Origin of the sequence: Rhodoblastus acidophilus (assembly GCF_900187365.1) — a bacterium.
Lineage (GTDB): Bacteria > Pseudomonadota > Alphaproteobacteria > Rhizobiales > Beijerinckiaceae > Rhodoblastus > Rhodoblastus acidophilus.
Window position 1 is genome coordinate 99,121 of the sequence record NZ_FYDG01000006.1, and the last position, 24,566, is coordinate 123,686.

Annotated in this window: 27 protein-coding genes; 10 read left to right on the top strand and 17 right to left on the bottom strand. The window is 67.0% G+C overall.

Annotated features, from left to right (window positions below; translation table 11 throughout):
* Positions 1-48 precede the first annotated feature (48 nt).
* From CFB24_RS13435 to egtB, 4 genes are all read right to left on the bottom strand, one after another.
* Complete coding sequence (locus CFB24_RS13435; protein ID WP_088521138.1) at positions 49-1,725, bottom strand: hypothetical protein; 1,677 nt, start codon at positions 1,723-1,725, stop codon at positions 49-51.
* Positions 1,725-2,159 (bottom strand): CBS domain-containing protein, encoded by a 435-nt coding sequence (locus CFB24_RS13440; RefSeq protein WP_088521139.1) that lies wholly within the window; start codon positions 2,157-2,159, stop codon positions 1,725-1,727. The genes CFB24_RS13435 and CFB24_RS13440 overlap by 1 nt, the downstream gene beginning before the upstream one ends.
* 141 nt (positions 2,160-2,300) lie before the next feature.
* Entirely contained in the window at positions 2,301-3,248 is a 948-nt protein-coding gene (gene egtD, locus CFB24_RS13445) for an L-histidine N(alpha)-methyltransferase (RefSeq protein ID WP_088521140.1), read from the bottom strand.
* A complete protein-coding gene (egtB, locus tag CFB24_RS13450) occupies positions 3,241-4,548 on the bottom strand; it encodes an ergothioneine biosynthesis protein EgtB (RefSeq protein WP_425332106.1) in 1,308 nt (435 codons plus the stop codon). The genes egtD and egtB overlap by 8 nt, the downstream gene beginning before the upstream one ends.
* Before the next feature lie 114 nt (positions 4,549-4,662).
* Between egtB and CFB24_RS13455 the strand changes: the two genes are divergently transcribed.
* The gene (locus tag CFB24_RS13455; RefSeq protein WP_088521142.1) at positions 4,663-4,923 is read left to right on the top strand and encodes a hypothetical protein; all 261 of its coding nucleotides are present in this window, start codon (positions 4,663-4,665) and stop codon (positions 4,921-4,923) included.
* 16 nt (positions 4,924-4,939) lie between these two features.
* Here the strand turns inward: CFB24_RS13455 and CFB24_RS22575 are convergent, their stop codons facing one another.
* Genes CFB24_RS22575 through CFB24_RS13475 form a run of 4 tightly spaced genes read right to left on the bottom strand, consistent with a single transcriptional unit; the run spans position 4,940 to position 8,809 of the window.
* Positions 4,940-5,299: a cytochrome o ubiquinol oxidase subunit IV gene (locus tag CFB24_RS22575; RefSeq protein ID WP_111390665.1), complete on the bottom strand. Its 360-nt coding sequence runs from the start codon at positions 5,297-5,299 to the stop codon at positions 4,940-4,942.
* A complete protein-coding gene (locus CFB24_RS13465; RefSeq protein ID WP_088521143.1) occupies positions 5,296-5,937 on the bottom strand; it encodes a cytochrome c oxidase subunit 3 in 642 nt (213 codons plus the stop codon). Before CFB24_RS13465 ends, CFB24_RS22575 begins: the two co-directional genes overlap by 4 nt.
* Positions 5,934-7,874, bottom strand: coding sequence for a cbb3-type cytochrome c oxidase subunit I (locus tag CFB24_RS13470; protein ID WP_088521144.1), 1,941 nt, complete (start codon positions 7,872-7,874; stop codon positions 5,934-5,936). Before CFB24_RS13470 ends, CFB24_RS13465 begins: the two co-directional genes overlap by 4 nt.
* Positions 7,874-8,809 carry a ubiquinol oxidase subunit II gene (locus CFB24_RS13475; RefSeq protein WP_158255218.1) on the bottom strand — a complete coding sequence of 312 codons (936 nt, stop codon included), beginning with the start codon at positions 8,807-8,809 and terminating at the stop codon, positions 7,874-7,876. Before CFB24_RS13475 ends, CFB24_RS13470 begins: the two co-directional genes overlap by 1 nt.
* A 151-nt stretch (positions 8,810-8,960) precedes the next feature.
* On the opposite strand from CFB24_RS13475, the gene CFB24_RS13480 reads away from it, so the two are divergent.
* Positions 8,961-10,025, top strand: a complete 1,065-nt coding sequence (locus tag CFB24_RS13480) for an AI-2E family transporter (protein ID WP_088521146.1) — start codon at positions 8,961-8,963, stop codon at positions 10,023-10,025.
* Here the strand turns inward: CFB24_RS13480 and CFB24_RS13485 are convergent.
* Both CFB24_RS13485 and CFB24_RS23095 read right to left on the bottom strand, forming a co-directional pair.
* Entirely contained in the window at positions 10,022-10,426 is a 405-nt protein-coding gene (locus CFB24_RS13485) for a hypothetical protein (protein ID WP_111390666.1), read from the bottom strand. The two genes, CFB24_RS13480 and CFB24_RS13485, sit on opposite strands and share 4 nt — an antisense overlap.
* On the bottom strand, positions 10,426-10,725 hold the full coding sequence (locus CFB24_RS23095) for a hypothetical protein (protein WP_088521148.1): 300 nt from the start codon (positions 10,723-10,725) through the stop codon (positions 10,426-10,428). The genes CFB24_RS13485 and CFB24_RS23095 overlap by 1 nt, the downstream gene beginning before the upstream one ends.
* A 166-nt stretch (positions 10,726-10,891) precedes the next feature.
* Here CFB24_RS23095 and CFB24_RS13495 point away from each other — a divergent pair, with 166 nt between their 5' ends.
* Complete coding sequence (locus CFB24_RS13495; RefSeq protein ID WP_088521149.1) at positions 10,892-11,692, top strand: response regulator; 801 nt, start codon at positions 10,892-10,894, stop codon at positions 11,690-11,692.
* A gap of 36 nt (positions 11,693-11,728) precedes the next feature.
* Positions 11,729-13,042 (top strand): HWE histidine kinase domain-containing protein, encoded by a 1,314-nt coding sequence (locus CFB24_RS13500; RefSeq protein ID WP_088521150.1) that lies wholly within the window; start codon positions 11,729-11,731, stop codon positions 13,040-13,042.
* Positions 13,043-13,068: 26 nt separating this feature from the next.
* On the opposite strand, the gene CFB24_RS13505 is transcribed toward CFB24_RS13500, so the two are convergent.
* On the bottom strand, positions 13,069-14,175 hold the full coding sequence (locus CFB24_RS13505) for a zinc-binding metallopeptidase family protein (protein WP_088521151.1): 1,107 nt from the start codon (positions 14,173-14,175) through the stop codon (positions 13,069-13,071).
* A 142-nt stretch (positions 14,176-14,317) separates the two neighbouring features.
* Between CFB24_RS13505 and CFB24_RS13510 the strand changes: the two genes are divergently transcribed.
* On the top strand, positions 14,318-14,593 hold the full coding sequence (locus CFB24_RS13510) for a hypothetical protein (RefSeq protein WP_141098441.1): 276 nt from the start codon (positions 14,318-14,320) through the stop codon (positions 14,591-14,593).
* A 1-nt stretch (position 14,594) separates the two neighbouring features.
* Here the strand turns inward: CFB24_RS13510 and CFB24_RS13515 are convergent, their stop codons facing one another.
* The 3 genes from CFB24_RS13515 to CFB24_RS13525 form a co-directional block, all read right to left on the bottom strand.
* Entirely contained in the window at positions 14,595-15,473 is an 879-nt protein-coding gene (locus CFB24_RS13515) for an SDR family oxidoreductase (RefSeq protein ID WP_088521153.1), read from the bottom strand.
* 106 nt (positions 15,474-15,579) lie between these two features.
* Entirely contained in the window at positions 15,580-16,548 is a 969-nt protein-coding gene (locus tag CFB24_RS13520) for an NAD(P)H-binding protein (RefSeq protein ID WP_088521154.1), read from the bottom strand.
* A gap of 76 nt (positions 16,549-16,624) precedes the next feature.
* Positions 16,625-17,548, bottom strand: a complete 924-nt coding sequence (locus tag CFB24_RS13525) for an NADP-dependent oxidoreductase (protein WP_088521235.1) — start codon at positions 17,546-17,548, stop codon at positions 16,625-16,627.
* 260 nt (positions 17,549-17,808) lie between these two features.
* On the opposite strand from CFB24_RS13525, the gene ykgO reads away from it, so the two are divergent.
* From ykgO to CFB24_RS13540, 3 genes are all read left to right on the top strand, one after another.
* On the top strand, positions 17,809-17,934 hold the full coding sequence (gene ykgO, locus CFB24_RS13530; RefSeq protein ID WP_088521155.1) for a type B 50S ribosomal protein L36: 126 nt from the start codon (positions 17,809-17,811) through the stop codon (positions 17,932-17,934).
* 76 nt (positions 17,935-18,010) lie between these two features.
* Complete coding sequence (locus CFB24_RS13535) at positions 18,011-18,451, top strand: DUF1810 domain-containing protein (RefSeq protein WP_088521236.1); 441 nt, start codon at positions 18,011-18,013, stop codon at positions 18,449-18,451.
* An 8-nt stretch (positions 18,452-18,459) separates the two neighbouring features.
* Positions 18,460-19,020, top strand: a complete 561-nt coding sequence (locus CFB24_RS13540; RefSeq protein ID WP_088521156.1) for a YbbN family protein — start codon at positions 18,460-18,462, stop codon at positions 19,018-19,020.
* A gap of 12 nt (positions 19,021-19,032) precedes the next feature.
* On the opposite strand, the gene aroE is transcribed toward CFB24_RS13540, so the two are convergent.
* Together aroE and CFB24_RS13550 are read right to left on the bottom strand one after the other, a co-directional pair.
* Positions 19,033-19,851, bottom strand: a complete 819-nt coding sequence (gene aroE / locus CFB24_RS13545; RefSeq protein ID WP_088521157.1) for a shikimate dehydrogenase — start codon at positions 19,849-19,851, stop codon at positions 19,033-19,035.
* Positions 19,848-21,335: a class I adenylate-forming enzyme family protein gene (locus tag CFB24_RS13550; protein ID WP_088521158.1), complete on the bottom strand. Its 1,488-nt coding sequence runs from the start codon at positions 21,333-21,335 to the stop codon at positions 19,848-19,850. The genes aroE and CFB24_RS13550 overlap by 4 nt, the downstream gene beginning before the upstream one ends.
* Before the next feature lie 86 nt (positions 21,336-21,421).
* Here CFB24_RS13550 and CFB24_RS13555 point away from each other — a divergent pair, with 86 nt between their 5' ends.
* The gene (locus CFB24_RS13555; RefSeq protein WP_088521159.1) at positions 21,422-22,060 is read left to right on the top strand and encodes a class I SAM-dependent methyltransferase; all 639 of its coding nucleotides are present in this window, start codon (positions 21,422-21,424) and stop codon (positions 22,058-22,060) included.
* A gap of 37 nt (positions 22,061-22,097) precedes the next feature.
* Here the strand turns inward: CFB24_RS13555 and CFB24_RS13560 are convergent, their stop codons facing one another.
* Positions 22,098-23,048: a GGDEF domain-containing response regulator gene (locus tag CFB24_RS13560; protein ID WP_088521160.1), complete on the bottom strand. Its 951-nt coding sequence runs from the start codon at positions 23,046-23,048 to the stop codon at positions 22,098-22,100.
* A gap of 233 nt (positions 23,049-23,281) precedes the next feature.
* Between CFB24_RS13560 and CFB24_RS13565 the strand changes: the two genes are divergently transcribed.
* Positions 23,282-24,562 carry a flagellar hook protein FlgE gene (locus tag CFB24_RS13565; protein WP_158255219.1) on the top strand — a complete coding sequence of 427 codons (1,281 nt, stop codon included), beginning with the start codon at positions 23,282-23,284 and terminating at the stop codon, positions 24,560-24,562.
* Positions 24,563-24,566 lie beyond the last annotated feature (4 nt).

The window sequence follows — 24,566 nt, forward strand, 5'->3', positions numbered from 1 at the left end:
CGGGACAACGGACTGTCGCACGGAAGGTTCCAGCGCGCGGCGGGATTCTCAATGCAAGTCTTGAGCCGGCGTCGTCAGATCAATGCGGAGCCGGTCGCAATAGTTCCGGTAAAGGCCGGAAATAATATCCTTGTTGCGGCCGTCCGGGGTTTGTCTGAGCGAAAACCACCAGAGGCCGACTTGTTGCGCGAGATAGCACGGGCGCAAGAAAGCCAGCAGCGCGGGGTCGATCGCGCAGTCGCGGCATGCGAGGTCTTGCAGCAGCGCTTCGGTTTCGTTTGGCGCAAGCGTGAATTCCGTGATGGCGCCGGCGACGTCCCATGCGAGATCCTGGCAGCCGACCAGCGTATGGTCGGCGCAATGATCGACGGCGTCGGTCTTGATGAAGCGCCCGTCCGCCGCGATCAGCCATTCCCAGGCGTGCAGGCGGTTGTCGGTGGCCACGGGCCGCACCTTGCCCCCGAGCGCCTGCGCCCGGTCCGACCACGCGCGCGCGGGCGGATCCAGCTTCAGCGCGAGCGACGCATTGCGACACAGCATGTCCGCCAGGCCCTGCAGCGAAGCGCCGGCGTAAGGAGCCGGCGGAAGGCGCGCGGCGCGGAAGGCGAGATAATCCGCCAGATGCGCCAAAAAGGCTTTTCGCGCGGCGCCTGAAGGTTGAAGCGGGCGTCCCGGCAGCCATGGCTCGATGGTGAAGCCGTCGCGCAGGCCGAGCATTTCGGGCGAGAAACCGCCCGCCGCAAGTTTTTTCGCGCGCTCGAAACTGGCGGCGCCGTAGGGGCCGAGGCCGGCGAACCGCAACAGAAAAACTCCGCGTTCGCCTTCCACCAGAAATTTGCGGCGCTCCCAGATCGCGCCCGCCGGCGCCTGTTCGAGACCGGGCCGCGCCTGGCGCCAACCGCCGCCCGTCACATCGCGCGGCGGCCCGCGCAACGGGCCGGTCACATCAGGCCAATGGGTCCATGGCGCCGGCTCGGTCTCGGCGACGCGATGCTCCAGCCGGCGCCAAAGCGGCAGCAGCGCCGGATCGGCGCCGGGGCCGGGGGGATTGCCGTGCGAGGGAAACAGGACAATGCGATGCAGCGGCGCGCCCAGCTCCAGCAGGGCGCGGACGACGGCCAGGAACGAGCTGCCGGAAAAACCGGGGCCTTCGTCGACGACGGCGATCAAGCCTGTCGCGCCTTTCAGCCGGGCGGCGACCTCGGGCGAAAACCGCGCCTCGCGCCGCAGCGGCGGCCCGGTCGGGCGCAAGCTGGTGACGAAGGCGGCGGCCGAAGCGGCGGCGACCATCGCCGCAAGGCCCATTCCAATGCTGCGGACGCCGATGACCGCCTCGACGCCCGGCGTCCGCCGCGCCGAGGCCGCATAGGCCTCCGGCGACACGCCGTAGAAGGCGAAGCCCTCCTGCCGGCGGCAGAGGATGCGCTCGGGCAGGGCGGTCGCCGCCAGCGCGTCGAGCGCGCCTCGCGTTGCATGAAAAGACGCTTCGGTCGGGCGCAGCAGCAGATCGGCGAGCGCCCGAAGCGCGGCGATCGGCGCGGTCTCGAGCGCCGCTTCGGCGTCGGCGAGCCCCTGCGCCAGTTCGCTCGCCAGAACGAAGGCGCAGACAATCGGCTCGCGCCGTCGCTCCGGCGCGGCGGCCGCCGCGTCGTCCATGGCGGCGCGGATGCGGGCGATCTCCGCATGGGGCGCGGCGCTGCGATCCGCGTCCCCGAACACCAGCATCAGGGCGTCTGGTTATGGTCGCCGCCCGGCCGGCAGATGCCCACCAGCGCGCCGCCGGCCGCCGCGTCGGTCGAGGCCACCGCGAGGTCGCCGAGCGAGACGATGCCGACCAGCCGCCGGCCGCGGTCGAGCACCGGCAAGCGGCGGACCCGAAGATCGGCCATGGCGCGGGCGACGGCTTCAAGCTCCTGATCCTCGAAGCAGAATTTCACGTCGCGCGACATCACGTCCCTCACCCGGGTGTCCGGGCCCTTGCCGGCGGCCACCGCCCGCACGGCTATGTCGCGATCGGTGATCATGCCGACGAGCTTGCCGTCTTCGCCGACGGGCGCCACGCCGGTGTCATGCAGCACCATGAGCTCCGCCGCACGCGCGATCGTGTCTTCGGGGCTCGCCACTTTCACCTCTCGGGTCATTGTGTCGCTCACACGCATCTGTCGCCTCCATCTGTCGCCTTTTGGGGGACGAAGGACATTGCCGCCGTCGCATCCCGCGCATTCCGGCGGGCGGGGCGATCGGCGCCGGCATTTGGCGCCGAAGACGCCCGCAACTCCCGGGCTGTCCGCCTAAGGTTTTCAGACCAAGGCTTCCAACCCAAACACGGCGAAGCGGTCGCCGCGGTCGCGCCAGGCGCGTGCGAGCCGCCATCCCGCCTCATCCGCCATCGCCTCGAACATGGCCAGCTCGTATTTGCGCGAGCTTTCCGTATGGATGGAATCTCCGGCCTTGAAGGGGAACAATCGGCCGGCGACCGCGACCTCGCGCGAGTCGAGGCTGACCAGGTGCATTTCGACGGCCGAATCCGCCTCGTTCCAGCGCGCCTCATGCGCGAACCTGCTCAACGGGAAGCCGCCGTCCAGCTCGCGATTGATCCGCGCCAGCAGGTTGAGGTTGAACGCGGCGGTGACGCCCTCGCCGTCGTCATAGGCGTCGAGCAATATCCTCCGGTCCTTTTTCAAATCGACGCCGATCACCGCTTTGCCGTTCTGGACATGACGCCGCATGCGCGAAAGGAAGGCGATGGCTTCGCGGCGGTTGAGATTGCCGATGGTGGAGCCGGGGAAAAACGCCGCGCGCGGCCCTTGCGGCAATTCGGGCGCGTCGAAGTCGCGCGTGAAGTCGGCGAGGATCGGCTGGACGTCGAGTCCCGGAAACCGCCCGCCGATGCGCCGCGCCGTCCGGCCGAGCACGCCCGCCTCGATGTCGATCGGCGCATAGACCCGCGGCGCGCGCAGGGCTTCGATCAGGATTTCCGCCTTGACCCCGGCGCCGGCGCCATATTCGAGCAGCACCGCGCCTTCGCCGCAGAAATCGGCGATGTCCCGCGCATGACGCCACAAAATCTCCGCTTCGGCGCGGGTGGGATAGTAATCGTGGAGGCGGGTGATGGCCTCGAACAGCTCGCTGCCGCGTTCGTCGTAGAGCCAGCAGCAGGGAATGGATTTTTGCGGCCGCGACAGGCCGGACACCACGGCGGAACAAAAGGCTTCGTCCCAGCGCGTTCGCACCTCGCCGTCAGTCATTGTCGTCCTCCGTCACGTCTTGCGCCAGCCGCACGCCGGAAAACTGCCAGCGGGCGTCGGGTGGAAAAAAATTGCGATAGGTCGCGCGAATATGGCTTTTCGGGCTGACGCAGGAACCGCCGCGCAGCACGAACTGTCCGCACATGAATTTGCCGTTGTACTCGCCGGCGGCGCCGGCGGCGGGACGGAAGCGGGGGTAGGGCGAGAACGCGCTCGACGTCCATTGCCAGAGGTCGCCGAACATCTGGCGCAAGCCGCCATCCCCGGGCGGCGCGGCCGCCGGAGCCGGACACAGCCGGCCGCTCTCCAGGAAATGGCCTTCGACCGGGAGACCGGCGGCCGCCAGCTCCCATTCGGCCTCGGTCGGCAGGCGCCGGCCCGCCCAGCGGGCGAAGGCGTCGGCCTCGAAATAGCTCACATGCGACGCTGGCGCGCCCGGATCGACCGGCGTCATGCCGGACAGCGTCATCGTCCAGAACGCGCCGTCGCGCTGTTCCCAATAGAGCGGCGCCGTCCAGCCCTCGGCCCGACATTTGGCCCAGCCTTCCGATATCCACAGCAGCGGGCGCCGGTAGCCGCCGTCGGCGATGAAAGCCTGCCATTCCCCATTGGTGACGAGGCGATCCGCAAGCGTGTAGGGCGGAACGATGACGGGGTGGCGCGGCCGCTCGCAATCGAAGGCGAAGCCATCGCCGCCGGCGCCGATCTCGGCGACGCCGCCAGGGAAGCGCCGCATGGTCAATTGCGACGTCTCGGCCGGTTCCCCATCGAGCGCGCGCTGCTTGTAGGCGGGACGCAGCGGGTTTTGGGCGAACAGGTGCAGAATGTCCGTCAGCAGCAGTTCCTGGTGCTGGCGTTCGTGATGGCAGCCGAGTTCGATCAAGGCGGCGACGGCCTGGTGGATGTCGTCGCCAAGGCGCTCGACGCCGCGGTCGACATGGTCGCGGTAGGCGAGAATGGCCTCCAGCGTGGGGCGGGTCAGCATGCCGCGCCGGGGGCGGGGATGACGGGCGCCAAGCGTCTCGTAATAGGAGTTGAACAGGAAGGCGAAGTCGCGGTCGAAACACGCATAATCGGGCGCGAAGCGTTGCAGCGCCATAGCCTCGAAGAACCAGCTGGTATGCGCGAGATGCCATTTCGCGGGACTGGCGTCGGGCATGGATTGCACGGTCGCGTCGGCGTCTGACAGCGGCGCCGCGAGCCGACGGCTCATCGCCCGCGTCTCGCGATATTGCGTCAGGATTTTGGATCGTATTGATGACAAAAGTCGGCCCGCCTCCGCGCCAGCAGTCCGGTTAATCGTCGCGCGGGGCAGAAGTTCCGCCTCCGCCGGCCGAAAGGGGTCAGGCCAAGCTTGCTTCAGGCGCAATCGCGACCATCTGACAGGAGAGCCTTTTTCATCAGGGAGAGTGAGATGGCCACAGCACGAAAGAGCTCCAGCGCCGCCGAGCGTCACGAGGCGGAGTCCGAACACGCGACGGCGGAGCGGCGGTCCACGGGCCAGCAGGCGCAAAAGGAGGATCCGCACAAGAAGGATCCGCACAAGAAAGAGGCGGCCGAGACCGAGGCCGGCAAGCCTGAAAACTGGGACGACGTGGCCGAGGCCTCCTGGGAGTCGTTCCCGGCCAGCGACCCGCCGGCCTATACGATGCGGCGTCCGAAGGACGCCGACTAGTCGCGCGAGGCGGCGGTCACGACGCGGTCATCGGAGGCATGTTCGCGTCGAGACCGGCCATGATCCACAGCGATCCCGCGATCACCAGGAAGACGATCAGCAGCCCGAACGCCAGCGCCAGAATGTTGTTGATCTGGCGTGGCGCGGTGGAGAGCTGGAAGAAGAAAACCAGATGCACGCCCATCTGCGCCACCGCCAGCACGAACAGGGCCGCGTAGTGACCGGGGCCCCAGATGAAGCTGGCAGAGGGAATGGCGAAGGCCGCGCCGGTCAAGACCAGCGCGAAGGCGAAGCCGGTGGTGGCGATGGCGATCTCGTTGCCGGGACGCTCCTGCTGGGGACCGAGCGTGGTGCGATGGTCGCGTTCGTCGGTCACGGCAGAACCCCCATCAGATAAACCACGGTGAAAATCCCGATCCACACCAGATCGAGCGCGTGCCAGTACAGCGCGAAACAGAAGAAGCGCGAGCCATAGCGCGCCCCCGAACCCTGAAGGACGAACAGGGCGGCGAGTCCGGCCAGCCAGATCAGCCCAGCCGAAATATGCGCGCCATGCAGCCCGACCAGCGCGAAAAAAGCGCTGAGGAACGCGCTCGATTGCGGCGTGGCGCCGCGGGCGAGGAAATCCGCGAATTCGCGAATCTCCAGGGTCAGAAAAAGCGCGCCGAGCGCGAAGGTCGCGGCGAGGCCAATCAGGAATGCGGCCGCCGCGCGCCGGGCCAATGCGACATGGGCGAGGGCGCAGGCATAGCTCGACAGCAGCAGGCACAGCGTTTCCAGCGCGACATTGCCCAAACTGAACAGGGCGCGGCTGTCGGCCCCGCCCGCCGTGGAATTGCGCAGCACGGCGTAGGCGGCGAAGAACGAGGCGAAGATGACGATGTCGCTGAGCAGAAACACCCAGAAGCCGAAGCCCACCACCTCCTCGCGCGGCGCGGCGCCTTCGTCCGAGTGGACCTCGAAGCCGGTTCCGGCGAGCTGGTCGCTGTCGTCGAGCGGAACGGTCGCGGTCACGCCGGCGCCTTTTCGTTGGGCGCGACGGCGACTTCAAGGTTCCGGCGGGCGGCGAAGCCGATGACGGCCGTCAATGCGGCGAGGGCGGCGGCGATCGCCAGCCAATCGATGCGCCAGACCATGGCGAAGCCGAAGAAGGTGGCGGCCGCCGCGAGCGCGACGCCGATGGCGCTGTTGCGCGGCATGTGAAACGGCTTGTCGTCGAGCCACAGCGGCGTTTCCTTCCGCGCCCCGGTCTTGCGCGCCCACAGTTCGTCGAGGCAGGCGACCACGGGCAGGCGGTCGAAATTCCAGGCGGGCGGCGGCGAGGACGCCGCCCATTCGAGCGTGCGCGCGTCCCAGGGATCGTCGCCCGCGCGCAAGGCCGCGCGGCGCCGGATGCTGACGTAAAGTTGGGCGAGCATGAGCAGGATTCCCGCGAAAATCACCAGCGCGCCGACGGCGGCGACAAGCGTCCATGGCCCCCATTGCGGCATGTACGCGACATTGAGGCGGCGCGTCATGCCCATCAGGCCGAGGGCGTAAAGCGGCATGAAGGCGAGGTAGAATCCGACGACCCAGCACCAGAACGCGGCCTTGCCGAGCCTTTCGTCCAGCATGAAGCCGAACGCCTTGGGGAACCAGTAGTTCACGCCCGCGAACACGCCGAACAGCACGCCGCCGATGATGACATTGTGGAAATGCGCCACCAGAAACTGGCTGTTGTGGACGACGAAATCCACCGGGGGAATCGCCAGCAGCACGCCGGTCATGCCGCCGATCACGAAAGTGGACATGAAGGCGAGCGACCATAGCATGGGCACGGAAAACTCCACCTTGCCGCCATACATGGTGAACAGCCAGTTGAAGACTTTCACCCCGGTCGGCACGGCGATGATCATGCTCAACACCCCGAACACGGCGTTGATATTGGCGCCGGCGCCCATGGTGAAGAAATGATGCAGCCAGACCATGAAGGACAGCACGCAAATGGCCATGGTGGCGGCCACCATGGAGCGGTAGCCGAACAGCGGCTTGCGCGAAAACGTCGGCACGACTTCGGAGAAAATGCCGAAACAGGGCAGGATGAGGATGTATACCTCCGGGTGGCCCCAGGCCCACACCAGATTGACGAACATCATCGGGTTGCCGCCGGCGTCGTTGGTGAAGAAATGGAAGCCGGCCATGCGGTCGAGCGTGAGCATGGCGATGGTGGCGGTGAGGATTGGGAAGGCGGCGACGATCAGCAGGTTGGCGGCCAGCGCCGTCCAGCAGAACATGGGCATGCGGGTGTAGCGCATGCCCCTGGCGCGCGTTTTCAAGATGGTGGCGAGCAGATTGACGCCGGACATCAGCGTGCCCACGCCGGCGATTTGCAACGACCACGCCCAGTAGTCCACGCCGACGTCGGGCGAATAGGTCGTCTCGGACAGCGGCGGGTAGGGCAGCCATCCCGCCCGCTCGAAATTGCCGATTCCCAGCGAAAGGTTCACCAGCAGCGCGCCGGCGGCGGTCAGCCAGAAGCTGACGGAATTGAGCACGGGAAAGGCGACGTCGCGCCCGCCGAGCTGCAGCGGCGTGACGAAATTCATCAGGCCGACGACGAAGGGCATGGCGACGAAGAAAATCATGATCACGCCATGGGCGGAAAAGATCTGGTTGTAATGGTCCGGCGGCAGATAGCCGGAGCCGCCGCCCACCGTCAGCGCCAGATGGGTGCGCATCATCAGCGCATCGGAAAAGCCGCGCAGCAGCATCACCAAGCCTAGCGCGCAATACATGATTCCAATGCGCTTGTGATCGACGCTGGTGATCCATTCGCGCCACAGATAGGGCCACGCGCCGCGCCATGTGAGCCAGGCGAGCGTGGCCAACACCACGGCCAGCACCGCCAGCGCGGCGCCGAGCGCGATGGGTTCGCCCGTGGGAATGGCGGCAAGGGTCAGGCGGCCAAACATCACGTTCCCTTCCCGGCGCTGGCGTCTTGCGTCGCGCGTCGCGGCGCCGGCGCGCAAGCTGCGGCGTTTTCCGGCGTCGGCGCCGTGCGCGCGACGATGGCGTCGAACAGCTTCGACTCGACCGCGCCAAATACGCGGGGACTTTCGGGGGCGGGCTTCAGCAGGGCGCCATAGGCGTCGCGGTCGAGTTTGTCGGGGTTTCGCCGCGCCTGGGCGATCCAGGCCGCGAAGTCATCCGCGGACATGGCGCGGGCGGTGAAACGCATGTCGGTGAAATGCGCGCCGCTCAATTGCGCGGACAGGCCGAGGTAATCGCCGGGCTCGTGCGCGAGCAGGTTGAGGCGCGTCTCCATCGCGCCCATGGCGTAAATCTGCGAGCCGAGATTGGGGATGAAGAACGAGTTCATCACGGTCGCCGAGGTCAGGCGGAAATGGATCGGCGTGTCGATGGGCAGGGCAAGTTCGTTGATGCTGGCGACGCCAGCCTCGGGGTAGAGGAACAGCCATTTCCAGTCGAGCGCGACCACCTGCACATCCAGCGGCTTGGCCTCCGCCGCAATCGCCACGCGCGGGTCGAGCCGGTTCGAGCCGACGACGGCGAGCGCGCCAAGAAAGAAGACGGTGAGCGCCGGGACCGACCAGACCACAAGCTCGATCTTGCCGGAATAATGCCAGTCCGGCAGGTAGAACGTCCCGCGGCCGCCCTTCCTGAACCAGTAAGCGACGACGAAAACCGCGGCGATCACCGGCGCGCCGATGGCCGTCATGATGGCGAGGGCGTTGTAGAACAGCAGCGTCTCGTTGGCCGCGATCGGGCCTTTGGGGTCGAGCGTGATGTAGTCGCACCCCGAAAGCAGCGCGCAGGCGAGCGCCGCTCGCGCAAGGCGGGAGGACGCCGGGCGGATCCGCCGCGAATGGATTGGCGACAACGTCATGTCAAACGACCGCAAGGAAAATGCGGAGCCATCCGGCTCCTGCGGGGTCAACCCGGTTCGCCGGAACGGGTTCCGCTGCGACATCGGGAGGGGGCGGGAACGAATGGGCGCTCAGGCTGTTCCGCAAAAGCGCAGCCCGTGAGGAAAACCCATGCTCGATCACCCGGACAAACCCCGCATCGACGCCGATGCGGACGATGGACTAGCGCGGCTCAGCCAATACGCGGCGATCGGGCTGTTCGCGCTGTCGGCTCTGGCCGTGTTGAAACTGGCGGCGGATGTGATGGTGCCGATTTTCGCGGCGATTCTGATCGGTTCGGTGCTCGCGCAGGTGGCGGAGCGGCTGTCGGGCCTGGGACTGCCGAGTCCGGCCGCGAATTTTCTCGTGGTGGTCGGCGCCATTGCGGTGGGGCTGTTGCTGATCGCGGGGCTGATCGAACCTTTTTCCGGGCTGTTGGCGCGGGCGCCGGAGATGGCGCGCGCCGTGACCGCGCTGGCCGATCCGCTGGCGCAGCGCTGGAGCCATCTGCAGAACGAGTTGGGGCAGGCGCAGGCGCAGGCGGGGGCGGCCAGTCCGGGAATCGGCGACGCCATGTCCTGGGCGACAAGCTTTCTCGGCCGTCTCACGCCCGCGCTGGAGCAAATGCTGATCTTCTTTCCCTGCCTCGTCTTTTTCGTGGCCGGCCGGCAGGCGATGCGCGCCCAGATGGTGCTGGCCATGCCCGAACGGTCCAGTCGGCTTTCGACGCTGCGGGGGATCGTCGCGGTGGAGCGGGCGCTTGCGCACTATTTCGCGACGACGGCGATGGTTTATGCGGCTATCGGCGTCATCACCGGAATCATCGCGGCGGGATTCGGCCTGGCGCAGCCGCTGCTCTGGGCGGCCATGACCTTCGCCGCCGCTTATATCCCCTATCTCGGGGTCGCGCTCATCACGCTGGCGCTCGCGGTCGGCGGCCTGCTGACCCATTCGCACAGCCTGTTCGCCCTGGCGCCGGCGGCGCTCTATCTCGGGGTCCACTTGTTCGGCGAAATGGCGATCATTCCCACCCTGCTGGGGCGGCGCTACGAGATCAACCCGTTCGTGATCTTCCTGTCGATCGTGTTCTGGAGCTGGATGTGGGGCCCCGTCGGCGCGATTCTGGCGGTGCCCCTGTTGTTGACGGCGCAAACCCTGCTGGATGCGACGGCGGAACCGGAAAAGCCCTTGCCTTAGGCCTGTCCCCGGTCCCGGCCGCGCAGGGCGAAATAGGTCGCCGCCGCCGTGGAGAGGAGGCCGACCAGACGCGCGTTGCGCAGGCCGAATCGCACCGCGTGCGGCGCCAGCGCGACGAGGGCGCTGGCGCCCGCCGCCGCCCGCAGGCGCTGCGCGCCCCCGGCGATCAGGGCGCGGCCGATCAAGGCCGCGATCAGCGCCAGGGCGATCGCTCCGCCAGCCACCGCCAGCGCCGCAAGCCGGGGAGAAAGATGATCGAGCAGGGCGATATAGCCGGCGCCGGCGAGGAAACCCATGCTGACAAGCAGCGCGAGCAGGGCGACCATAGCGAAGCCGGCCCCGAGCGCGATGGAGCGCGCCGCGCGCGCCGGCGCGGATGGGGCGCGTGCGCCGTCGGTCATCAGCGGCGTCCTCCGCGCGACGACCATTGCGCGAACAGGAAGCCGACGCCGGCGGCGGCGGCTAGGGCCAGCATGGGATTCGCGCTCACCGAGCGCGACAGCGAGGCGATGACATAGTCGCGCATTTCATTGGCGAGATCTGCGAAGTGTTCGCCCGTCTCTTTGGCGGCCTCGGCGACATCCTCCCGCCGCGCTTTCGCGTCGTCGGCGACCTCGGCGACAAATGGGGGCGCGGCGGCGGCGGCCTGATTGAGATCGGCTTCGCCTTCGCCTTTTTCGGAATCGGGAGTGAAAGACATGAGCGGTCTCTTGGTTACGGGAAACATGTTCGGCAACGTCGCCAGGAATTGTTTGTTCCGCACGCGCGCGACCGTTGCTGGGGCTAGGCATTTTTTCGTAAGGTCAGGGAACCCGGACTGCGGCCAAGATGTTATAAGGAACGGTCAGCCGGACTGGAGTTTTTGAATGTCTCTTTCCGCACTTGTTGGGCCGCAGTTGCCGTTCCTGCGCCGTTATGCGCGCGCGCTCAGCGGCAGCCAGGCGAGCGGCGACGCCTATGTCGTCGCAATGTTGGAAGCTCTGGTCGAGGATCCGACGCTTTTCGACAGCGATTGCGAGTCGCGCGTGGCGACTTACCGCGCCTTTTCTCGCATCTGGAACGCCTTGCCGCTCAACGCCGTCACGCGCGGGCGCGAGCCGGGCACGCCGGCGGAGCGTCGCGTCGAAGGCATCACGCCGCTGCCGCGCCAGGCGTTCCTGCTCACCGCCGTGGAAGGGTTCACCTCCGAACAGGCGGCGCAGGTGCTGGAGCGCAGTCCGGAGGCGGTGTCCCGTCTGATCGAGGCCGCGGGCCGGGAGATCAGCGAGCAGGTGGCGACCAGCGTGCTGATCATCGAGGATGAACCCATCATCGCGATGGACCTCGAAAGCATCGTGAAGGGGTTGGGGCACCAACTCGCAGGCAATGCGCGCACCCGCGCCGAGGCGGTGGAAATGGCCGGCCGGCTGCGGCCGGGCCTGGTTCTCGCCGATATCCGCCTCGCCGACGGCAGTTCGGGTCTTGACGCCGTGCAGGACATTTTGAAGTCCTTCGCCGTGCCGGTCATTTTCATCACGGCTTATCCCGAGACCCTGCTCACGGGCCAGCGGCCGGAGCCGACCTTCCTGATCGCCAAGCCTTTCGAGGAAGACATGGTGCGGGCGGTGGTCAGCCAGGCCTTGTTCTTCGACGCCAAGGCGGGGCGAGAGCCGGCCACCGCCGCCTGATCGCCCCGCGCTCAAGGAGAAACCGGGCGGGTGGCCATGCGATTCGTTTCGGACGTCGCCGTCGGGATCGCGTGCGTCTCGGCAGGCTCGGCCGTGTTCGTCTACCTGTTGCGTCGTTCCGCGCTGGTCGAGGACGCTCGCCGCGCCGGGTGGTTCGCCATTGTCGGGCTGTTCTGCTTTGGCCTGGCCTGTTTCCTCGACGCGTTCACGCTCTACGCCCCCGCGACGCCGCTGACCGAGAGTCTGGAAATTGTCTCGGTCAGCGTGGCGCTGACGCTGTCGCTCGCCTGTTGGGGGCTGATTCCCGGCCTTGTCGCCATTCCCTCGCCGCGCGACCTGCTGCGGAAGAACGCCCGGCTGGAGCGGGCGGTCATCGAGCGCACCCGCGCGCTGGATGAAGCCAACCAGCGTTTCATTCATGCGCTGAAGACAACGCGCGTCAGCATGGCGCAGCAGGACCTCAATCTGCGCTACCAATGGGTCCACAATTTGCCGAAAGGGCTGGACGCCCATCCTTTTGTCGGCGCGCTGCCCGGCGACGTGTTTCCGGCGGCGGCGCAGGAGAACGTGCGCGCGGCCGGCCTGCGGGCGCTGGCGGAAAAAAGGCTGGTCCATAACGAGCTGGTGGTCGAACTTGACGGCGAGACCCGCTATTTCGACCAGTCGATCGAGCCGCTCTGGCGGGACGGCGAGGTCGTCGGCCTGTTGACGACGGCGATCGACGCCACCGAGCACCGGCGACGGCAGGACGAACTGACGCTGCTCCTCCGCGAACTCACGCACCGCACCAAGAACGTGCTGGCGGTGATCCAGGGCATCGCGCGGCAATCGAGCCGCTCCGCCACCGACGTCCAGGACTTCGTACGCTGCTTTAACGGCCGCATTCGCGCGCTGGCGCTGACGCACGAACTTCTGGTCGAGACGCAATGGCGCGGCGTCGATTTGCAGCGATTGCTCACGGCGGTCTGGGGCGCCGCCGCGCCGACGGGGACCGGCGGCGGTTTGGTGCTGCGCGGCCCTGCCTGCGTGCTCGGTTCGGAATGCGCGCAATATGTCGCGCTGGCGATCCACGAAATGGCGGTCAACGCGCTCACGCATCTTGAGGGGGACGGTCCCCCGGTCGTGCTGGTGAACTGGTCGGCGGTGGCGGCGGACGGATTCGACGGCGTCGAATTGTCCTGGCGCGAAAAGGGTTCGGCGCCTTTCGCGCCGGCGTGCGAATTCGCGCGCGCGCTGGTGGAGGACCTGCTGCCGCGCGCGGTGGAGGGCCGCTCCCGCATCGCGCACGACGGCGATGGCCTGCTGTGGACCTTGCGCATTGACGGCAAGCAGATCAGGCTTCCGGCCTGACCCCGGCTGCGGCGGCCCGCGCCCTGTTAAGCGGCGACCGGCGCGGTGTCGGCCTGCTGCGCGCGGATCAGGCGGTGGATGAAATCGAGCTTTTCCACAATGACGCGCGACAGCACGAATGGATAGGCGTCCTGCTGGCCGAGCGAACGCGTCAGGCTGTTCAGCGCCACCGAAACCGGCGTCCAGGCCGCGACGATCTCATCGAAATCGGCCACGCGATAGGCGTCGAAGGCGACATCCGTCTTCAGCGCGTCGTCGTGAACCGCCCGCGCATCGATCTTCAGGCCCAGGACGTGGGCGGTCTCCAGCGTATCGACGATATGAATGTGGTGCGCGAACGTTTCGGCGAAATCCTCCCACGGATGTGTGGTGGCGTAGGCGCTGATGAAGGAGCCCGGCCATTCCGGCGGCGCGCCCTCCGCGTGGTGACGCCGCAGCGCCGCGCCGTAATCCTCGCGCTCGTCGCCGAACAGATTGCGGAACTCGTTCAGCATCTGGCCGTCGCGCACCAGAATGTCCCAATAATAATGCCCGATCTCGTGGCGGAAATGGCCCAGCAGGGTGCGATAGGGCTCGCCCATGCCGACACGGCGCCGTTCGCGCTCGTCGTCGTCGGCCTCGGCGATATTGATGGTGATGCGGCCGGCGTCATGGCCGGTGTAGATGCGTTGCACGCCGGAGTCGGTCTGCACGTCGGCGATCAGGTCGAACACCAGCGGTTCGCTCACCCCGTCGGCGAGGGTCGGCGTCGGCAGGCGCCAGCGGATCAGCGAATAAAACAGATGCTGCTTGGCTTGCTCGAGGCGCTGCCAGCGCGCAAGATTGCCTTCGATCGACAGATCGGGCGCGAGTTGGTTGTGGCGGCACGAGCGGCAGAACATTTGCTCGTCCTCGACGGAAATCAGCCAGTTGCACACGCCATGGTCGGCGTTGGCGCAAAAGTGGAATCTCGGCCCGGCGAACGCCTGCCATTGCTTTCGCCCGTCGCCTTGCGCGGCGTCGGTTTCGACCGGTTCAAGAGCGAACATCGCGTCATGGTCGGGCGAATAGCCCAGTTTCGCCCCGCAGGAGAGGCAACTTGAATTGCGGAAAAACACCGTTGATCCGCACGATTGGCATTGGAACTGTTTCATTTCTCTCCGAGGCTCAGCCGTGACAGCGCTTCTTCAATGCCGCAGCGGGGGGAATGTTCCTCCGCTCCGGTCTTCGTGACCGGGCGCCGGCTTGACGGGCCGACGCAATGTTAACATGATGGCGACGGAGGCGAAGCGCTGCATGCAAGGTGATCAGGGTTCCGGCCTCCGGCAGGGAATGGACAAGGCCGAGACGGCGACAGCAGATCCGCCGCCGGGCGAGGAATCCGCGCGGCATCCCGCCGGGTGCCCTTGCGCGCATGATTTCAGCAATCTCGCCACCACCGTGGTCAGCGCCGCCAATCTGCTGCACCGTTACGGCGACGATCCCGCGCGCGTCGCGCAGATCGCCAAGCTGCTGCGCGAAACGGGCGAACGCGCGATCGCCGCCTCGCAGCGCCTGCGGCCCCGGGATTAGCTCAGGGCAAGCCGTTTCCGCCCGCGGCGCCATAGACATGGCCGGTGGTGTAGCTGGCGTCGTCGGCGGCGAGTTGGACATAGATCGAGGCGAGTTCCGCCGGCTGGCCCGGACGCTTCAACGCGGTCTGCGCGCCAAAATGCTCGATCTTCTCCTGCGTCGCGCCGCCGGAAACCTGCAGGGGCGTCCAGATCGGGCCGGGCGCCACGCCGTTCACCCTGATGCCGCGCTCCGCGAACTGTTTTGACAGCGACCTTATGTAATTGGTGGTCGCCGCCTTGGTCTGCGCATAGTCGTAAAGATCGGGCGAGGGGTCGGCGGCCTGTTCGGACGTCGTGCCGATGATGGTCGAACCCGGCGGCATGTGCGGCGCCGCCGCGCGAATGAGCCAGAACGGCGCGTAGATATTGGTCTTGATGGTGGCGTCGAAATCCTCGGAGCTGATCTCCAGAATCGACGTGTGCGCCTGCTGCCGCGCCGCGTTGCAGACGAGGATGTCGAGGCCGCCCAGCCCCGCAATCGCGTCGGCGACCAACTGCGCGCAAAAGGCTTCGGTCCGCAAGTCGCCCGGCAGCGCCAAGCCTTTGCGCCCGGCCTGGTCGATCAGCGTGATCACCTCCTGGGCGTCGGCTTCCTCGGTCGGGAAATAATTGATGGCGACATCGGCGCCCTCGCGCGCGAATGCGATGGCCGCCGCCCGGCCCATGCCGGAATCTCCGCCTGTGATCAACGCCTTGCGGCCGGCGAGCCGGCCCGAGCCTTGATAGGAGTCCTCGCCATGGTCCGGGCGCGGGATCATCTGCGAGGCCAGCCCCGGCCAGGGCTGCTGTTGGCGCGGGAATGGCGGTTTTGGATATTTCGAGACGGGATTGTCCAGCATGGCGGTCTCCGCGAACTGCGATGCCGAAATGACGCCTCAGGCCGGCGCATGTTCCCGGACCGCACATCTCCGCGCGGGCGCGCGCTCTTGAGCCGGGGCGCTGGTCTCAAGTGATTTTCAGCGCCTTCAGCGTTTCGCCGACCGCCTGCGAAAACGACGTGTGCGGCTCGCGCCCAAGGAAAGCCACGAGTTTGGAATTGTCGAGCCGCACCGGCGCGCGCCACAAATAGCGCATCCGATAAATTTCGCGCGCGGTCTGCTGGAACAGGCCGGCGAAGCCGATGCGGCGCCAGGGCAGGGGATTGACCTTCATTTCCGGGCGGCCCAGCATTTCGGCGATGGCGCGGACCATCCACTTGCCGTCGGGGTCCCAATGGCCTTCGAAATGAAATCGGGCGAACGGCTCCAGGCGGTCCGCCCGATCGAGCAGGCGCGCGAAGGTCTCGCCGGCGTCGGGCAGATAGGCCCAGCTGTGGCCGGTGCGCGGCGCGCCCGGATAGGTGATGGAGCGCAGCCGGGTTCCCGGCGTCGCCATCGACTGGCTGAACCAATTGGCGCCGGGCGCCGGGCCGAAGAAATCGCCGAATCGCACGATCAGCGCCGGCGCGCGGCGGCGGCTGGCTTCTTCGAGCCGGCGTTCGAGTTCGACCCGGATGCGGCCCTTGGCGGTGCGGGGATGCTGCGGCGAATCCTCCTTGAGCAGGGGAAAGGCGTCCGGCCCGTAATTGTAAATATTCCCTGGCAAGACAATGCGCGCGCCAAAAGTTTCGGCGGCGGCGATGGTGGCGTCGATCATCGGCAGCACCAGCTTGCCCCAGTCGCGGTAACCCGGCGGATTGACCGCATGAACGATGACCGAGGCGCCTTCGGCGGCGCGGCTGACGTCGCGCGGGTTCAGGGCGTCGCCGGCGATCCAGCGCGCCGCCGCCAGCGGATCGGGACCGACGGGTTCGCGCGCGCCGGGATTGCGCGCCAGCGCGGTCACGCTCCAGCCATGCCGCAGCAGAGCCGCCGCCGTTTCCCCGCCGATTCCCCCGGTCGCCCCAAGAACCAAAGCCGTTTTGTCCGTCGACATGGCCCGTCCTCCCTGTCGCCACAATGCCCAATAGAACGCGGGCGGCTCGCCTGCGGTTCACGGCGGCCGTTACGGGTCAGGCGATGGTCAGCACGACCTTGCCGGCGGGATGCTCGTGTTGCAGGAAACGCTGGGCCTCGGCCGCCTGTTGCAGCGGAAATGTCCGCGCCACCGCCGGCCGCGCTTTGCCCGCGTCGATCAGGCCGCCGATTTCGATGAGATCGGGGGCGCTTTCCTCCACCATGAAACGCAACGCGCGGGCGACCAGCCCCGAGGCCTTTTCCATCGAGGGCTGGACCAGGGTCGAGATCAGCGCGCCGCCGGTCTTCAACACGCGCCAGGACCGATCCTGGGTTTCGCCGGCCACAAGATCGAACACCAGATCGAAATCGCCCGCGTCCTCGAATCGCTCGGTTTCATAGTCGATGACGATGTCGGCGCCGAGAACCCGCGCGAATGCGGCATGGCGGCCGGAAACGGTGGTCGCCACTTCCGCGCCCGCCGCCTTGGCGAATTGCACGGCGAAATGGCCGACGCCGCCGGCGCCGCCATGGATCAGCACGCGTTGCCCCGCCTTCAGCCCGCCATGGCGAAACAGGCCCTGCCAGGCGGTGAGCGCCGCCAGCGGCGTCGCCCCGGCGGCGATGGCGTCGAGCGCGCCGGGCCGCGCCGCCGCCTCCTCCTCCTTCACCACAACATATTCGGCGTAGCCGCCGCGATCGAGGCCGGGCATGGCGTAAACCGCGTCGCCCTGCTTGAAACGCGTGACGGATGGCCCGCAGGCCGCCACGGTTCCGGCGACGTCGCGCCCCGGCGTGTAGGGCAGGCGGTCGTCCTTCACCACCGGGAAGGCGCCGGCGCGAATCTTGTAATCGACGGGATTGACGCCGGCCGCCTCGTTCCGGACCAGAATTTCGTGCGCGCCGGGAACGGGAATGTCGAGCGTCTCTTCCCGCAGGACTTCGGGCCCGCCGAACCGCGCCATTCTGACAGCCTTCATCGAAGCCATCGTCCGTCCTTTCCCTAATATATCAAGCTCAAACCCGCTGGTCGCGCGCGCGTTCCTCCCCTGCGTCGATTGCGGTCCGGCGGCGGTTTTTTCGGGGCGTCCAGCGGCGCCGCGCCCCCGCATTGGCCGCGGCCGTGCAAGAATACGCACAAGAATCCGCGCGGCGGGACTTGATTGCGCCGCAAAAATTTGGCATGAGCACGGCTCCAATTTCGGCTGAGGGAGAACCCCGGCCAATTCCGGGGTAGACAATGAAAGTCCGTAACTCGCTCAAATCGCTGCGCACGCGTCACCGCGACAACCAGCTGGTCCGCCGCAAGGGCCGCGTCTATATCATCAACAAGACCCAGAAGCGCTACAAGGCGCGCCAGGGCTGAGCGAAGGCTTCGCCTTCGGCTTGTTCGAGCTTTGAACCCCGGCCTCGCGCCGGGGTTTTGCTTTTGGGAGGCGACTTTGGCCGATTCGTTCGATCTCCAGCGGTTTGTCGAAGCCCAGCCCGATGTGTTCGCGCAGGTCGAGTCGGAATTGCGCGCGGGACGCAAGCGCAGCCATTGGATGTGGTTCGTGTTTCCGCAACTGGCCGGTCTCGGGTCTTCCGCCATGGCCCAGCGTTATGCGATCGAATCGCTCGACGAAGCCCGCGCCTATCTCGCCCATCCCCTGCTGGGGCCGCGCCTGCGCGCCTGTACGGAATGGGTGCGCGCGGTCGAGGGCCGCAGCCTGCACGATATTTTCGGCGCGCCCGACGATATGAAATTCCGCTCCTGCATGACTTTGTTCGACTGGGCCGCGCCCGGCGAATCGTTGTTTGGCGCGGCGCTCGCGAAATTTTGTGGCGGCGCGCCCGATCCCGCGACGCTGGACCTGTTGGCGCGGGGCGGAAAATCTGTTTGACTGCCCCCATGAAGCGACTTCTGGCCTTCTGTCTGGCGTTGGGACTTGGCGTGGCGCAAGCTGGCGTCCAAGCTGGCGTCCCAGTGCGCGAAAAACTGATCGACGGCTTGTTCGACCGCTTGCGGCAGGCCGAAGACGCCGAGACGGCCGCGCAAGTGCGCGCCATGATCGGCGCGATCTGGAGCCATTCGGGCTCGCCGACCGCCGACCTGCTGATGACGCGCGCCGAGAGCGCCCTGCGCGCCGCCAAGGGCGAGGTCGCCGTCAAGCTGCTGGAAAAAATCGTGCTGCTCTATCCCGAGTGGGGGCAGGCGTGGCGGCGCCGCGCCCAATCCGCCGTGGCGACCGGCGATACCGAGGGCGCCGTGCTCGATCTTGGCAAGGCGCTCAGCGTCGAACCGCGCGACTTCCTGGCCATGCGGCAATTGTCGGAATTGTTGCGCGAGGCCGCGAAAAAGCGCGAGGCGCTCGATCTGTTGCGCCGCGCCGCCGAGATCGACCCGCAAGACCCGGAATTAGCGCATGACGTTGAGGAATTGTCGCGCGAGGTCGACGGCAGGGGGATCTGACCGCCCAAGCCGTCACACCAGCGGAACGGTGAGTCTTTCGATCATCGCCTTGGTTTCCGGCCGCACGCCGCGCCAGCGTAAAAACGCTTCGGCGGCCTGCTCGACCAACATGCCCACGCCATCGACGCACGTGCCCACGCCGGCCTCGCGAGCGAGCCGCAGGAAGGGCGTGAGTCCCTTGCCATAGGCGAGGTCATAGGCCAGCGCCCCCCGCGCAAACGCCCGGCCCGGAACCGGCGGCGCTTCGCCCGACAGCGTCGCGGAGGTGGCGTTGAGCACGAGGTCGTAAGGCGCGTCGAGATCGGCGTAAGCCGCGAAATCCAGCGCGTGCGCGTGCGGGAACAGGGCGCGCAGCTCCTGTTCCTTGCCGGGGGTGCGAAACGCCACGGTCAGCCGCGCCGGTTCGCGCGCCAGCAACGGCCCGAGCGCGCCGCGCGTCGCCCCGCCGGTGCCGAGCACCAGCACGTTCCGGCCTTTGACCGGCGTCGCCAGATTGGCCTCGATGTCGCGGACGAGGCCGACGCCGTCGTAATTGGCGCCTTCGGCCTCGGCGCCGTCGAACGTCAGGCAGTTCACGGCGCCCGCCTCCTCGGCCGCCGCGTCGCGCCGGGAGGCGTAGGCGAAGGCGTCCATCTTGAAGGGGACGGTGATGTTCAGGCCGCGCAGTCCCTTGTTTCGCCACTCGTCCACCGTTTCGGCGAAGCGCCCGAGCGGCCCCTCAATGGCGACATAATCGAGATCCTGCCCGGTTGTTTGCGCAAAAGCCTTGTGGATCAGCGGCGATTTGCTGTGTGCGATCGGGTTGCCGATCACGGCGTAAAGGTCGGTCATGGCGCAATCCTCAGCAGGCGGCGGGCGATCTTGCCGTTGCGGGTGCGCGGCAGACGATCGAGAAAGATGAATTTTTTCGGGGTCTTGTACCCCGCCAGATGCGCGGCGCAATGGCGCCGAAGCGCGGCTTCTTCGGGCTGCGCGTCGGGCGCGGGCACGATGAAGGCGCAGATCACCCGGACGTCCGCGCGCACTTCGCGCTCGACCGCCGCCGCATCCAGAACGCCCGGCGCGGCGCACAGCGCGGCCTCGACTTCGGCCGGCGAGACGCGATAGCCCCCGGCGTTCATCAGGTCGTCGGCGCGGCCGTGCAGCCAGACATAGCCGTCGGCGTCGAAATGGGCGACATCGCCTCCGACGAACCATTCGCCGCGAAACACCTCGGCTTCGGCCTCCGGGTTGCGCCAATAGCCCAGCATCAGGCCGGGGTCGGAGCGATGCGCCGCGATCAACCCGCTCTCGCCCGCCGGCAGCGGCGTGTCGCCGCCCTCAAGCGGCAGAACGACCACCCGCCGCCCCGGCTGCGGCTTGCCCGGCGAGCCCGGCCGGTAGGCCACGCCCGGCCCGGTGGAGATATAGGTGGAGAGTTCGCTCATCCCCAGCGACTCATAGAGCGGCTTGCCGGTCCGCTCGGTGAAAGCCGAAGCGAGCGACGGCGGCAGCGCCTCGCCGGCGGTGAGGCCATGGCGTAGGCTGGCGAAGTTTTCGCGCGTGCAATCGGGCTGGCGCAACATCTGGCGGTAAACGCCGGGAACCGCTGCGAACACCGTGGCGCCATGGCGGGCGATCAGGCGCGGCCATACGCCGGGGTCGGCGGCGCCGGCGTAAAGTACGGCGGTCGCGCCGCGCCGGAACGGGTCCATCAGGCCGACGCCGAGCGTATAGGTCCAGTTCATCGCGCCCGCGTGCAGCACGATGTCGGTTTCGCAAAAACCCTCCCAGGCGTCGAACATGGGTTCGCGCCCGAACGTGACGCGCTGGGCGTGCAGCACGCCCTTGGGCCGGTTCGACGTGCCCGAGGTGTAGATCAGATAGGCGGGATCGTCGGGACCGGTTTCGGCGTAATCGCGCGGCGGATGCGCGGCCAGACGCGCCAGTTCGGCGTCGCCGATCACGCGGACGCCGTGAGCCGCCTGCAGGCTGTCCGAACAGATCAGCGCCGACGCTTGCGAATCCCTGACGAGATGCGCGACTTCCTCGTCGGTCAGCTGCGCCGAGGAGGGCAGGGCGACGTAACCGGCGGCGATAGCTGCGAAAAAACTCAACACGTACGACAGGTCGTTGCCGCGCCGGATGACGATGCGCGCGCCCGACGGCAGGCCCAGCGACGAAAATCCCGCCGCCAGCCGGCGCACGGCGAGATCGAGTTCGGCATAGGTCAGCGTCGCCGCCGCCTCGGGACCGGCCAGGACCAGCGCCGTCTTGTGCGGGCGCAAAACGGCATTTTGCCGCAGACAGCAGGCGGCGAGATTGAACGGCGTCATCGCGGAACGGGTCAAAGCTTCATGCCAATGTCACGTGATTTTCATAGGGAGGCGCAATCGCCGCTTCGATAGAACAAGAGGTCGACATGTCGCAAACGCTGGCCCCGGTGGAAAGTCTGAACGCCCGCAAGACTTACGAGCGCATCGCCTTTCTGTATGATTTCCTCGACGCCCCTTATGAGATCGGCTGGAAGCGCGCCCTGCGCCGCCGCATGTTCGAGGGCCTCAAAGGCGCCATTCTCGACGCGGGCGTCGGCACGGGCTGCAATTTCGTCGCCTATCCAGCCGGCGTCAAGGCTTCCGGTTGCGACGCCAGCGCCGCCATGCTGGAGCGCGCCCGCGCCCGCGCCGACCGCCTCGGCGTGATGGTCGATCTGCGCCGCTCCGACCTCACCCGCCTCGACTGGGCGGACGCCACTTTCGACGGGGTCGTCGCCACTTTCGTGTTCGCCTGCATCGAGGATCACGAGCAATTGGCGGCGTTGAAGGAACTGCGCCGCGTGTGCAAGCCGACCGGCGAAATCCGCATCGTCGATTACCGCCTGTCGCCGCGCCCGCTGGTGCGCAAGCGGCAACAGCTGATGTCGAAATGGCTCAGCGGCGCCTTCGCGGCTTCCTACACGCCGACCACCGAGCATTATTTCGCGGCGGCGGGTCTCGAAGTCATCGAGGAGAAGTTTTTGCGCAGCGACGTGCTCAAGATGATCAGGTTGCGTCCGCGCTGAGGCGCGCCGGTCAGCTCGCGGCGCGGCGCGATCCCTCTCAACTCGCGGCGCGGCGCGTTCCCTTGGAGGCGTGAGCGGCGCTGCGGATGACGCTGTTGGGGCGTTGCTCGTTCACGCCCATGGTTTCCGGGTCGTACAGCGCCACCATGTTGCGCCCGGCCCGTTTCGCCGCATAGAGCGCGGCGTCGGCCTTGCGCAAGAGTTCGTCGATGTCCTCTCCCGGCTGGCCCATCGCCACGCCGAACGAACAGGACAGGCGCAGGCTCGACGGTTCGAGATCAATGTCCTGCAGGGCGATCATGCGGCGCAGGTTTTCCGCTGCGCGCCAGGCCTCGCCCGACTCCTCGGTTTCGAGCAGCAGCGCGAATTCCTCGCCGCCAAGCCGGCCGACGACTTCCCCCACGCTCGCGAGGCAGCCGGCGACGGCGCGGATCGCCTTGTCGCCGGAGGCGTGGCCGTAATTGTCGTTGATCGCCTTGAAATGATCAATGTCGGTCATGACCGCGGCGACCCGGCGGTCGCCGCAGATCGCGGCGGCGCGATGGAAGAAGGCGGGGCGATTGTAGAGGCCGGTGAGGCCATCGCGCGTCGCCATCTCCAACAGCTTGTGCTGCATCTGGTTGAGGCGCTCGGCCGCGCGCAGCCGCGCGTAAAGCTCATCGGCGGAAATCGGCAATTGCAGCACGTCGTCCGCGCCGCAATCCAGCGCCTCGATGAAGTCCGCCGATGGCAGCGGGGGCGAAACCAGACAGACGTAGATCGGGCGCTCGAAGCTCGACAGCAGCCGCGCCTCCCAGCACACTTCCGCGCCGGCGCTGGGATCGCCGCGGTTCACCGCGATGAAGGCGTTGAAGGCGGGATCGCGTTCGAGCTGGTCCAGCCCTTCGCCGGCGTCTGCGAAGGCGATCACATCGTGGCCGCGCGTCTCAAGTATTGACGTGATCGAGGTCTGCAACTCCTGATCGGCCGCAACGAGAATGACATGCATGAGGAGCGGGACCTGCGCAGCAACGGGGGCGAAGCGATTTGTTAGATCGCCGTTGGACTTGGAAGCTAAATAGAAATTATGAGCGCGGCGTTAATTTGATGCGCCGCATGCGTGCGAAAGCCCCGGTTGTTCTCTCCGTCTTGTCCGCGCTCCCGGTTTCTCCGCCGCCCCTTGCCAGCTTCGCGCAAGCCAGAACGCGCACAAAAGCGGGGAGCCAAGGCAGGAGCAGCACGATGGGCCTCTATGACGCCATGAACGCCAGCGTGACTGGCATGAACGCGCAATCTAATTATTTGAGCAATATCGGCCAGAACATTTCGAATTCCAGCACCCCCGGCTACAAGGAAGCCGATACGCAATTCTCGACCCTGGTGAACAGCCCCGGCGTGGGCCAGACCGCCTCCGGCGGCGTCGCGACCACCACGCGGTTGCTGGTCGACAAGCATGGCACGCCGACGACCACCAATTCGGTGACGGATCTCGCGATCAGCGGCGACGGTTTTTTCGTCGTATCGGACAAGGCCGGTCAAAACTTCCTCACCCGCGCCGGCTCCTTCGTGAAGGACGACAGCGGCAATCTGTACAACGCGGCCGGTTATTACCTGATGGGGTACGACCTCTCGTTGGGAACCCCGACGATGGCGTCCAATTCGCTGACTGGAATGACCAACGTCAAGATCCCCACAGGCGTTCTGCCGGCGGTGGCCACCTCCTACGGCACGTTCTCCGCCAACCTTGATTCGGGGTCCACGGCGGGAACCGGCCCGGTCACGCCTACCAACGTCACCTCGAAGACCTCCGTCGTGATGTATGACAGTGTCGGCTCCCAGCAGACCGTCAGCCTCTATTTCAAGAACATCACCTCGGGCGGCGTCGCAACCTGGAGCGTGGCCGCCTATGATTCCAGCGGCAATCTCATCTCTGGCGACGCCACCTATCCCTACCCCTCGTCGCCCAGCGCCGTCGGCACTCCGGCCGCCACGACTCTGAAGTTTACAAGCTCCGGCGCCCTGGACACGACCGGCACAAATCCGACCGGCCTCACCATCAACGTGCCCGGCTCCGGCGGCAAGGTCATGACGCTGGATATGCGCACCGTCACCCAGTACGCGAGCGCCTTTGCATTGCAGCCCACGACGGTGAACGGCAACGCCTCGTCCTCCGTCAGTTCCGTGTCCATCGGGACCGACGGCACGCTGTCCTACAAGCTCGGCGACGGCTCCACGGTCGCCGCCTATAAAATCCCGCTCGCCTCGGTGGCGAGCCCGAACAATCTGCTGGCCTCCACCGGCAACGTCTTCTCGCCCAACCTGCTGTCCGGTCCGGCGGCTCTGGGCGGCGCGGGCACCGGAAAGCTGGGAACGATCAGTTCCAGCGCGCTGGAGGGATCGACCGTCGACGTCGCGACGGAGCTGACCCACATGATCATGGCGCAGCGCAACTACCAGGCCAATTCCAAGATGTTTTCGACCGGCGCGCAACTGATGGACACGCTGATCAACATGCAAGTCTAATTTC